This window comes from Acidimicrobiia bacterium (genome assembly GCA_036396535.1).
Taxonomy (GTDB): domain Bacteria; phylum Actinomycetota; class Acidimicrobiia; order Spongiisociales; family UBA5794; genus DASWKR01.
This window is the reverse complement of the sequence record DASWKR010000010.1, coordinates 23823-34172: the sequence shown is the minus strand read 5'-3', so window position 1 is coordinate 34172 and position 10350 is coordinate 23823. Positions and strand designations below refer to the sequence as shown.

The window sequence follows — 10350 nt, the reverse complement described above, 5'->3', positions numbered from 1 at the left end:
CCGCCGCCTTCAGACGAACCTCGTTCGCAGCTTTTCGAGGTTTCTGCGCCAGATGGCCCGGAGGATCGGCGCCGCGACCAACTCGCCGAGGACGCCTCCCATGCGCAGCGGGAAGTCGAGCCGTTCGCTCCACGAGAACCGGGTGCCGTCTCCCTCGGGGGACAGGACGAACGAGCCATCTCCGGTGACCAGGCCGCGGTGGCGGATCGCCATGTGATACGGGGGCCGCCAGGCGACGAATTCCACCTGGTCACGGAGCGAGATGGGGCCGACCTTCGTGAGCACGGCGATCGTCGTACCGACGCCTGAGCGCTGCTCGCCGACGAAATCGATTCGGGCGGCGTCGGTCATCCACTCGGAATGCGATGCCACATCGGCGAGATCGTCCCAAACCGTCTCGACGGCGGCCGGGATCGTGATCTCGACATCGATCGTCGTCGCCACGCGGCGCACTCTATGCCCTCCGATAGCATCCCGGTCGTGGAGAGCACCCGCATCGTCAGGTGGGCAAGACGCGGCGCCATCGCCCTGGCGGTCGTGCTCCTCGGAGGGTTCGTCGGAGGCTCTCTGTATTTCACGGAGGTCCTCGAACGCGACCTCCTCACCCCGCGCCCGCTGGAGACGTCCTTCGACATCGAGGTGGCGGCGCTCGGCGGCGGCCGGATCCTGCTGACGCGCACTGCGCTGACCGAGCAGGAAGGCGTGTGGGGCGTTGTGGGGGCGAACGGCGCATACGGCCAGGCAGCGGAGATCGTGGAGCTCGGCGACGAGACGGTCGAGCGGACCTTCCGCACGCTGCAAGGGAGGTTCGAGCCGGGCGACCGGGCGGCCTTCGACCAGTACGCATTCGTCGGTGACCCTTCCACCGCGCTCGGCATCGACTTCGAGGAGATCAGGCTCCCCGGCGAGCTCGGCGTCAACGCAGCCTGGTTCGTACCAGGCGTCAGGCAGACCTGGGTCGTGTTCGTCCACGGCAAGGGCCTCGACGAGCGCAAACAGAGCCTGCGGATCCTCCCGACGCTGGTCGAAGCCGGCTTCCCCGTCCTCGTGATCACGTACCGCAACGACGACGGAGCGGCCCCGAGCGAGTCCGGGCTCTACGCCTGGGGTCGCGACGAGTGGCGCGACGTGGAGGTGGCGGCGACGTACGCCGTCAACCGGGGAGGCACCGAGATCGTTCTCATCGGCTATTCGATGGGCGCCGAGATCGTGTCGATGTTCCTCCACGACTCCGACATGGCCGGCATGGTCCGCGGGGTGGTGTTCGACTCCCCGGTGCTCGACCTCGAGGGCGTCGTCGACAACGACGCACGGGAGCGGGGGATACCCGGCATCCTGACCGCATCGGCGAAGGTCATCGCTCGCCTCCGATTCGACCTCCAGTGGCCGGAGCTGGACCAGGTGGCGCGGGCGGCGGAGTTCGACGTTCCGATCCTGCTGTTGCACGGGACAGAGGACGACACGGTGCCCATCGCCGGCAGTGACGCATTCGCGGCAGGCGCCGATCAAGACCTGGTCAGATACGAGCGATTCGACGGAGCGGGCCACGTGACGGTGTGGAACGTCGGTCCCGAGCGATACGAGGGGCTCGTCTCCCGGTTCCTCGACAGGGTGTCGTCACCCGGCCAGCCGCAGGAGTGACCCTCAGGGTCGGATCACGGTGCGGATCCCCGCGTCGAAGCGCTCCAGATCGTCGAGCACCCCGTTCACGGCGGCCGCCTCGAGCGGGGCGACCCTGGTGATGGCCCTGCCGAGGTCGATGTCGCCCCTGGCAGCCATCTCCATGAGCTCCGGGATCTCCGAGCCGAGGTGGTCGGAGCATCCGATCAACTCCTTCTCGCTCACGATGAAGTCCCGGTAGGGGCTCAGCTCGACCAACTCCTCCGTCAGCCCGACCGAGACGACCCGGCCCATCGCCGACGTCGCCTCGAGACAGTCCCGCAGCAGCCGCGCCGACCCGACGAGCTCGAGGGCGATGTCGACGCCGCCTCCCGACGCAGTGACGATCTCGGTGGCCGCCGTGCCGCCTCGGCCGTCGATGGGGACGGCCCCGAGGGTGGCGACCGCATCGAGCTTGGCGTCGTCGATGTCGACCGCATACACGGCGGCAGCCCCGAGCGCCATGCCGAGCTGGATCGCCGAGATCCCGAGGCCGCCGGCACCGAACACCGCTACCTGCGAGCCCGGCGCGAAACGCCCCTTGCGGAGGGCGTGCAGCGACGTCGCCGTCGAGCACATCATCACGGCGGCGTGCTCGATCGGCACCGTGTCGGGCACGCGATGGGCGTTTCGGGCCGGGATGACGACCGTCTCGGCGTAGCCGCCGTCGCGGTCCTTGCCGATCATCTGCGCCTCCGGGCAGAACTGCTCGGATCCCGACAGGCACCAGCGGCATGCGCCGCACGTGATCAGGTAGTGGACGGCGACGCGGTCGCCGACCTCCAACCCGGCGACGCCACCCCCGCGTGCCTCGACCGCCCCGGCGATCTCGTGGCCGAGGGTGATCGGGAGGACGCCGGTGGTCGGGTGGCCGGACCGGTAGTGCATGTCGGAACGGCAGATCCCGGCAGCCTCGATGCGCACCGTGATGTCCTCCGGGCCCGGCCGGGGAGACTCGACTTGGGCAGCCTCGAGCGGCCGCCCCGTCTCGACGAGCCGCACGGCGCGCACCACGGCCCCCCCGTCAGCCCGCTGCGGCGTCGCCGAGCCGCACCGTGGCGTCGGCCGGCGACGTGTTGACCCATGCGACGTTCCAGAAGACGAACACCTCGAAGACCTCCTCGGGGACGGCGGACGGCGGGGTCAGCACGACCGTTCCGGACTGGGCGTGCTCGGGGGACGTCGGGATGAACGTCGAGAACCCGGGATGGCTCTCTCGATCCGACATGAAGATCTCGGAGACGTCGTTGAAGCCCTCCGTGATCGCGACGGTGGCCGTCACGATCGCACCCTCGGCCTCCCCACTGATAGACCACGCCAGTTCCCCCCCGTCTTCCCCGAGGGTGACGTGGTCGACTGCGAGTCCGTTGGCTTCGTCGAGCTCGAGCACCTCGCCGACCTCGAGGTCGAGCGGGAAGCTCGCCGGCTGCACGAGCTGCTCCGGGAAGGCGATCGAGCGCTCCCATCGGGCGGTGATCCGGATCTCGGTGGCGTCCGTGACCTCACCCGCATATGGGAACACCGCGGTGAAGACGCCGCCGACGAACGGGTCGAAGACGAGGCGGGTCGCCTGGATGGGGGGATCCAACACCAGCTCGAGGTCGGCGCCCTGGAACCCGCCCGTCGTCGCCGGGTCGAAGTCCCGTCGCGTCGCCACCGTGAACGTCACCAGCAGCTCGTCGCCCTGGCGAGCGACGCGTTCGGGCCGGATGGCGACGAGCTCGTCCACGGCGGCGTAGCCGGGAGGGAACCCGGCCACTCCGGCCGCCGGGACGGTCGTGGGGGTCGCCGTCCCCGGCGCCGAGGTCGTCGTAGAGGTGGCGGACGCCCCTCCACCGTCGGCCACGACATAGCCGCCCACGACGAGCAACCCCCCGACGAGCAGGCCGGCGACCAGCGCCGGGAGCATCGGTGCCGAGGGAGCCGATGGTTGGCGGCTCTCGAGGGGGCTGCTCGAGAGGATGTCGCGCAAGGTCGGGTCCCGGTCGCTCATCTCGTGCCCGTCAGGTCGATGCGCAAGTCGGCTGGTCCCTGGTCCCAAACCGCCGATTCCACCTCGATGGCGAGGTCGTCGGGGAGCCGCTCCCCGCGGAAGCGGAACTGGGGCGACGCGAAACCGGCGGCCGTCGTCGCCAGGGCGGCTTCCTCGAAGCCCTCATCGAGGGGGATCAGCACCGGCACCGCCAGCAGCAGGTTGGAGCCGAGCGGCGCCTCCTCGCCGTGCTCGACCGCCAGCTGCACGTATGTGAGGCTCCGCTGCTCCAAGACCCGCCGGACCGCGACCGTGGTGCCGTCGACGAGCGTCACGGGGTCCCCGTCCAGCGAGAGCGTGATCTGATAATGCTGCGGGCTGCGCACCGCGTATCCAGTCACGGTGATCGATTCGATGTCGTCGACCGTCATCTCGGTCTCGGGCCGGAAGATGGCGACTCTCGACTCATCCGAGCTCACGTTCGTCTCCAAGGTCTCGCCGGTCGTGGTTCGCATCGTCCAGGTCGTCGGCACCGCGCTCGGGGTCGAACCACCGAGACCGATCAGCTCGTATTCGAGCCGGATCTCGCCGAACTCCTGGGTCAGGGCAGTCGGCACGATCTCGGTGTTGCCGAGCACGTTCCCGGCGGAATCGCCGTCCGCGGCGGCCGGCGACGTCGTCTCGGTGACCTCGGGTTGGGCGGCCGGCGACACGACAGGGTCACGCCCGGCGACGACCCCCGCTGCGGCGCAGAGAGCGCCGGCGAGCGCGCCTGCCAGGAACCAGACCACGAGGCGCCTCCGCATCGCCGTGCAGGCTACACGAGGGCCTGCGGTGCACCGCCTGGCGCATCGCCGTGCCGGCGTCCTCGACCACCTCGCACCCGCCCGGCAGGTGCGACAATGCTCGACGATGCTCTACCTCGACCACGCCGCCACGACGACGGTCCGTCCCGAGGTTCGCGAGGCGATGGCGCCGTTCCTCGGCGAGTCGTTCGGGAACCCGTCCGGGATCCACGCAGTGTCGCGGCGCGCCAAGAACGCCATGGAGGAGGCCCGGGAGCGGGCGGCGGAGCTGCTCGGGGCCGCCCGCCCGCTCGAGATCGTCTTCACGGGAGGGGGAACCGAGGCGGACAATCTCGCAGTTGCCGGCGCTGCACTCGCCCGTGGCAGGAGCGGCGGGGTGGTGACGACGGCGATCGAGCACGAGGCGGTGCTCGAGACGACCCACTTCTTGCAGCGCCTCGGCTGCCGAGCCGTCGTCGTCGGAGTCGACGGATCGTGCCTCGTGTCACCCGGGGAGGTGGCCTCGGCGGTGGACGGCGACACGGCCGTCGTGTCCGTGATGGCTGCGAACAACGAGACCGGCGCCATCCAGCCCGTCGCCGAAGTGGCGGCGGCGGTGCGGGCCGCCAACCCCGACGTCGTCGTCCACACCGACGCCGTCCAGGCCTTCATCTCGCGAGACGTCACCGTCGGGTCGACGGGCGCCGACCTCATCGCCCTGGCGGCTCACAAGTTCGGAGGACCAAAAGGCGTCGGGCTCCTATACGTACGCGACGGAGTCGAGCTGGAGCCGGTCATCCACGGAGGCGGCCAAGAGCTCGGGAGGCGATCCGGTACCCACAACGTCGCAGGGATCGTCGGCATGGTCGCCGCCATGGAGGCAACGGTCGCCGACAGGGAGGCGTTCACGAAGAGGATCGGCGAAGCGCGGGGTCGATTCGAGGAACGACTGTTGCGCGACGTGCCCGGGCTGGTCGTCAGCGTCCCCGCCGACCACCGCCTCGTCCAGCACTCCCACGTGCGGATCCCGGGGGTGTCGTCCGAGACGCTTCTCATTCGCCTCGACCAGGAGGGCGTCGCCGCCGCCGCAGGCTCGGCCTGCCAATCGGGGGCGATCGAGATGTCGCACGTGCTGGCCGCCATGGGGATGACGGAGCACGAGGCACGGGAGTGTCTCCGATTCACGTTCGGGTGGACGAACGACCAGGAGGACGGGGACATCGCCGCCGAGCAGGTCATCGCAACGCTCGGGAAGCTGCGATGAGAGCACTCGTCGCCATGTCGGGAGGCGTCGACTCGTCCGTCGCCGCCGCCCTCATCCTCGAAGCGGGCCACGACGTGGTCGGCGTGACGCTCAAGCAGTGGGAAGGCCTCGACGGTGAGCTGCCGACCGCCGGATGCTGCACGGTCGGCGATGCCGAGGACGCCAGGCGGGTCGCCGCCCAGCTCGACGTCCCGTACTACGTGCTGGACTACGTCGACGAGTTCACGGAGCAGGTGGTCGACCGGTTCGGTGCGGACTACGCGTCGGGGCGCACCCCGAACCCCTGCATCGAGTGCAACCGGAGAGTTCGCTTCAAGGCCCTCCTCGACAGGACGGCGGAGCTCGGCTGTGACGTGCTCGTGACCGGCCACCACGCCCGCATCCGCCGGGGCCGCCGTCATCGGCTCCTCGAGGCTGTCGACCGTGCGAAGGACCAGTCGTACGTCCTCCACATGCTCGGGCAGGCCGAGCTGGGCCGCGTCCACTTGCCGATCGGGGAGATGTCGAAGGACGACGTGCGAGCGCACGCCGTGCGGCTCGGCCTGCGCACCGCCACCAAGCCGGACAGCCAGGACCTGTGCTTCGTCGGGCGCGGCGACTACCGATCGTTCCTGCGCCGGCGCCATCCCGAAGTTGCCGCCCCGGGTGACATCGTCGACACCGAAGGCGCCCTCGTGGGTTCCCACGGCGGCACCGTCGACTACACCATCGGCCAGCGGCGCGGGCTCGGCTCCTCCTTCGCCGAGCCGCGGTATGTGGTCGACATCCGCCCGCAGACACGAACGGTCGTCATCGGGCGCAAGGAGGACCTGCTGGTGACGGGCTGCCGCCTCGACGAGGTGTCGTTCACGTCGGGTGCGGCGCCCCGAGACCCTGCGGTCGAGGTCAAGGTGCGGTACCGGACCCCGGCCGTACCGGCGCGGCTCATATGCGACGACCGAGGCTGGACCGTCGCCTTCGACACCCCGCAGCCGGGTGTCGCCCCCGGCCAGGCGGCAGTTGTCTACCGGGGGGAAGAGGTGCTCGGTGGGGGAACGATCGTCGAGTCGGTTCGCTGACCGCCACGGTGGCGACGCAGTGACACCGCGCTCGATGCTGATCGACGAGTTCGCCCCGTCGCCAACCTTCGGCAGCGTGCACGCCGTCGACGTGGCTGCTCCGTGCGACGATGTGTACGGCTGCTTGCGCACGCTCGACCTGGCCGGCTCGCCCGTCGTGCGCACGCTGCTCGCCGTGCGAGGCATGAGGCGCCGGGGTCCGATCACGGTGGACGGCTTCCTGGGGCGGGGTTTTCTCCTGCTCGGAGAGGATCCACCGCATGAGCTGGTGCTCGGTCTCATTGCCCGGCCGTGGAAGCCGCGCGGCGGCATCGTCCGTGTGGCGCCCGGCTCGTTCGCGGCGTTCGGCGAGCCCGGGTACGCCAAGGTGGCCTGGAACTTCTCGTGCCGCCCGGCTGGTGGCGGCGTGAGTACGCTCGCGACCGAAACCAGGGTCGAGTGCACGGATGAGGTCTCGCGGGTGAGGTTCGGGCGGTACTGGCGGCTCGTCGGTCCTTTCAGCGGGCTCATGAGGCGCGAGATGCTGGCCGCAGTCGCGGCCGCCGCGGAGGATCGATGAGCACCGTGGAGGAGCGGGCCGAGGAGTTGCGCGCCCAGATCGCGTACCACAACCACAGATACCACGCCCTCGACGACCCCGAGGTCTCGGACATCGAGTACGACGAGCTGGTCCGCGACCTGCGAGCCATCGAGGAAGCCCATCCCGAGTTGATCACCGTCGATTCACCGACCCAACAGGTCGGAGACTCCCCGGTCGTCACGACGTTCGCCCCGGTCCGCCACAGGGAGCGGATGTTCTCCTTGGACAACGTGGTGTCGTTCGAAGAGTTGGAGGCGTGGCAGCATCGGCTGTCGCGGGCGCTCGACAGGGAGCCCCTCGGCTACGTGTGCGAGCTCAAGATCGACGGTCTCGCGATGTCGCTCACGTACGAGAAGGGCCGCCTCGTGCAAGGCGCCACCCGGGGCGACGGCGTGACGGGGGAGGACGTCACCGCCAACGTCATGACGATCACCACGATCCCGCACACGCTGGAGGGAGACGTTCCCGAGGTCATGGAGGTGCGCGGTGAGATCTTCATGCCGGTGTCCGCGTTCGAGGAGCTGAACCAGAGGCAGGCCGAGCTCGGGGAGCGGCCCTATGTGAACCCGAGGAACACGGCGGCGGGCTCGGTCCGCCAGAAGGACCCTTCCGTCACCGCCGGCAGGAAGCTGTCGATCTGGGTGTACCAGGTCGGCTTTCGACGGGGGGGCCCCACGTTCCCGACCCACTCGGAGCAGATCGCCTGGCTCGGCGGCATGGGGCTGCCCGTCAACCCCGCCAGCAACAAAGTCGTGTCGATCGAGGACGTCGAATCCTTCGTCGAGAAGGCCCTTGCCGAGCGCCACTCGTACGACTACGAGATCGACGGGGTCGTCATCAAGGCAGACGCCCTCGTCGACCAGCACGCCGCCGGCTTCACCGCCAAGGCACCCCGTTGGGCGGTGGCGTACAAGCTGCCCCCCGAGGAGAAGACGACGGCACTCGAGAAGATCTCGATCAACGTGGGCCGCACAGGCGCCGTCACCCCGTACGCGGTTCTCGACCCCGTGTTCGTCGGTGGGGTGACCGTCACGAATGCCACGCTGCACAACGAGGGCGAGGTGCAACGCAAGGACGTCAGGGTCGGCGACACGGTCATCGTGCGCAGGGCGGGTGACGTGATCCCCGAGATCGTCGGTCCCATTCTCGCCAAGCGCCCGAAGAGGGCCAAGGTGTGGCGGATGCCTGCGACCTGCCCTTTCTGCGGCAACCCGATCGTGACGCGCCCGGGCGAGGCGAAGGCGTACTGCACCGGCGGCTACGAGTGCCCCAGCCGGCTCAGGGAGTACCTCTTCCACTTCGCCTCCAGGGGGGCGATGGACATCGAGGGTCTCGGGTACAAGACGGTCGACATGCTCATGTCGGAAGGAGTCATCCGGGATCCCGCCGACATCTTCTCGGTCGAGGCCGCCACCCTCCTGGGACGCGATGGATGGGGGGAGGTCTCGGTCGGCAAGCTACTCGGCGCCATCGACGATGCACGCGATCGCCCGCTGGCGCGCCTGCTCACGGCGCTCGGCATCCGCATGGTCGGCGGGACGGTTGCGAGGACCCTGGCGAGGCGCTTCGGCTCGCTCGACCGGCTGATGGCGGCCGGCGAGGACGAGATCGCCTCGATCGAAGGGGTCGGCATCGAGATCGCCCGCTCCGTCAGGGAGTGGGCGGACGACGACGCCAACGTCGCCCTCGTGGAGAAGCTGCGGGCGGCCGGGGTGCGCCTCGCCGACCCAGTCGAAGTGAGCCCGGTCGAGGCGACTCTCCAGGGCATCAGCATCGTCGTCACCGGCACCCTCGAAGGCTTCTCGCGCGACGAGGCGAAGCTGGCGGTCGAAGCGAGAGGCGGGAAGGTCACCGGGTCCGTGTCGAAGAAGACCACGGCGCTGATCGCCGGCGAGGCGGCGGGGGCGAAGCTGGCGAAGGCTCTGGAGATCGGGGTCCCAGTGCTCGACGAGCAGGGGTTCCGTTCCCTGCTCGCCGACGGCCCGGCGGCGTTGCAGCTCGAGGGGGCCGGGTGAGCGACCTCCTGACGCTCATCCTCGACGTGGGGAAGACGGTGGCGCCCCGCCCGCTGCCGACCGGGTACTCGGTGAGGGAGCTGCGCAGCAAGGATGCCGAGGAGCTCGGCCGGCTCTACTTCGCTTCCTACGACCCGGGGCTCGCCAGCGCCGACGTCGAGGAGGCGATCGCCGACATCCGCGCCACGTTCGGCGGCGCCTACGGCGATCCGTGGGAGGAGGCATCGCTGGCCGCCACGTCCGGCGGCGACGTCGTCGCCGCGGTGCTCACGGTGCACCGCGCCCCGTGGGACGACACGCCGCGGTGCCCCTTCGTCGTCGAGATCTTCACCGATCGCGCCCACAGGCGGCGGGGTGTCGCCAGCCACCTCCTCGAGCGATGCCTCGCCGAGGTGGCGGCACACGAGGAGGCGCGAGCCCTGGCGCTGCGGGTCCGATCGACGAACGAGGCCGCTCTGGCGCTCTACTCGGCGTTCGGGTTCCGCCGATGGGGTACCGCAGCGCCGGGGTGATGGCCTGGCCCGCCGCCTTCGTCACTGCACCCGGAACGTCCACAGATAGCGCCCCGGGTCGGGCAGCCCCGTCGCCCGCTCCCACTCCACCACGATGGTGTGGGTACCAGGGGCCCACACCTCGAATGTCATCCCCGGCCCGGGGCGCCACGTTGCGATCCCGGTCGCCTCGGTGAAGTCGACCTCGACGGGCGGAATGGCTGCCCCGTCGACGATCAGGTCGATCGTGTACCCGGGCTGCATGTCGATCTCCAGCCCGACCTGGCGCAGCACGATGGCGCCGTCGGCCGGGCTCACCTCCTCGATCTGGTCGGGGAGTGGCACCGAGGTGCCTCCCGGGGCGAGGAGCACCGCCCCGATCACCACGAGGATGAGGGCGGTACCGAGCAACAGGAACACGACGCGGTAGCGGGTGCTGTTCATGCGACGGCCGATGGTAGGGAGGGCCCTCGAGCGGCCCGGCGTGGCCCGCCGGATATGACCCGGCGTGGCCCGCCACGACCTG

General features: G+C 70.0%; 11 protein-coding genes. 6 read left to right on the top strand and 5 right to left on the bottom strand.

What is annotated here, in order from left to right; genetic code table 11:
* Positions 1 to 9: 9 nt before the first annotated feature.
* Entirely contained in the window at positions 10 to 444 is a 435-nt protein-coding gene (locus VGC47_01375) for an SRPBCC family protein (GenBank protein ID HEX9853951.1), read from the bottom strand.
* A 36-nt stretch (positions 445 to 480) separates the two neighbouring features.
* Between VGC47_01375 and VGC47_01370 the strand changes: the two genes are divergently transcribed.
* Positions 481 to 1641 carry an alpha/beta fold hydrolase gene (locus tag VGC47_01370; protein ID HEX9853950.1) on the top strand — a complete coding sequence of 387 codons (1161 nt, stop codon included), beginning with the start codon at positions 481 to 483 and terminating at the stop codon, positions 1639 to 1641.
* Between the two features lie 3 nt (positions 1642 to 1644).
* Here the strand turns inward: VGC47_01370 and VGC47_01365 are convergent, their stop codons facing one another.
* From VGC47_01365 to VGC47_01355, 3 genes are read right to left on the bottom strand one after another with little or no spacing between them, the layout of a single operon-like run.
* Positions 1645 to 2661 (bottom strand): zinc-binding dehydrogenase, encoded by a 1017-nt coding sequence (locus VGC47_01365; protein ID HEX9853949.1) that lies wholly within the window; start codon positions 2659 to 2661, stop codon positions 1645 to 1647.
* 22 nt (positions 2662 to 2683) lie between these two features.
* On the bottom strand, positions 2684 to 3652 hold the full coding sequence (locus tag VGC47_01360; protein ID HEX9853948.1) for a hypothetical protein: 969 nt from the start codon (positions 3650 to 3652) through the stop codon (positions 2684 to 2686).
* Complete coding sequence (locus VGC47_01355) at positions 3649 to 4437, bottom strand: hypothetical protein (GenBank protein ID HEX9853947.1); 789 nt, start codon at positions 4435 to 4437, stop codon at positions 3649 to 3651. Before VGC47_01355 ends, VGC47_01360 begins: the two co-directional genes overlap by 4 nt.
* 106 nt (positions 4438 to 4543) lie before the next feature.
* Between VGC47_01355 and VGC47_01350 the strand changes: the two genes are divergently transcribed.
* Genes VGC47_01350 through VGC47_01330 form a run of 5 tightly spaced genes read left to right on the top strand, consistent with a single transcriptional unit; the run spans position 4544 to position 9845 of the window.
* Entirely contained in the window at positions 4544 to 5680 is a 1137-nt protein-coding gene (locus tag VGC47_01350) for a cysteine desulfurase family protein (protein ID HEX9853946.1), read from the top strand.
* On the top strand, positions 5677 to 6738 hold the full coding sequence (gene mnmA, locus VGC47_01345) for a tRNA 2-thiouridine(34) synthase MnmA (GenBank protein HEX9853945.1): 1062 nt from the start codon (positions 5677 to 5679) through the stop codon (positions 6736 to 6738). Before VGC47_01350 ends, mnmA begins: the two co-directional genes overlap by 4 nt.
* 19 nt (positions 6739 to 6757) lie before the next feature.
* Entirely contained in the window at positions 6758 to 7297 is a 540-nt protein-coding gene (locus VGC47_01340) for a hypothetical protein (protein HEX9853944.1), read from the top strand.
* Entirely contained in the window at positions 7294 to 9333 is a 2040-nt protein-coding gene (ligA, locus tag VGC47_01335) for an NAD-dependent DNA ligase LigA (protein HEX9853943.1), read from the top strand. The genes VGC47_01340 and ligA overlap by 4 nt, the downstream gene beginning before the upstream one ends.
* Positions 9330 to 9845 carry a GNAT family N-acetyltransferase gene (locus VGC47_01330; protein ID HEX9853942.1) on the top strand — a complete coding sequence of 172 codons (516 nt, stop codon included), beginning with the start codon at positions 9330 to 9332 and terminating at the stop codon, positions 9843 to 9845. The genes ligA and VGC47_01330 overlap by 4 nt, the downstream gene beginning before the upstream one ends.
* A gap of 21 nt (positions 9846 to 9866) precedes the next feature.
* Here the strand turns inward: VGC47_01330 and VGC47_01325 are convergent, their stop codons facing one another.
* Positions 9867 to 10268 carry a hypothetical protein gene (locus tag VGC47_01325; GenBank protein ID HEX9853941.1) on the bottom strand — a complete coding sequence of 134 codons (402 nt, stop codon included), beginning with the start codon at positions 10266 to 10268 and terminating at the stop codon, positions 9867 to 9869.
* Between the last annotated feature and the right edge of the window lie 82 nt (positions 10269 to 10350).

Coding starts and splice junctions, on each gene's coding strand:
- mnmA (HEX9853945.1), top strand. CDS start 5,677: ATGAGAGCACTCGTCGCCATGTCGGGAGGCGTCGACTCGTCCGTCGCC.
- ligA (HEX9853943.1), top strand. CDS start 7,294: ATGAGCACCGTGGAGGAGCGGGCCGAGGAGTTGCGCGCCCAGATCGCG.
- VGC47_01325 (HEX9853941.1), bottom strand. CDS start 10,268: ATGAACAGCACCCGCTACCGCGTCGTGTTCCTGTTGCTCGGTACCGCC.
- VGC47_01360 (HEX9853948.1), bottom strand. CDS start 3,652: ATGAGCGACCGGGACCCGACCTTGCGCGACATCCTCTCGAGCAGCCCC.
- VGC47_01355 (HEX9853947.1), bottom strand. CDS start 4,437: ATGCGGAGGCGCCTCGTGGTCTGGTTCCTGGCAGGCGCGCTCGCCGGC.
- VGC47_01350 (HEX9853946.1), top strand. CDS start 4,544: ATGCTCTACCTCGACCACGCCGCCACGACGACGGTCCGTCCCGAGGTT.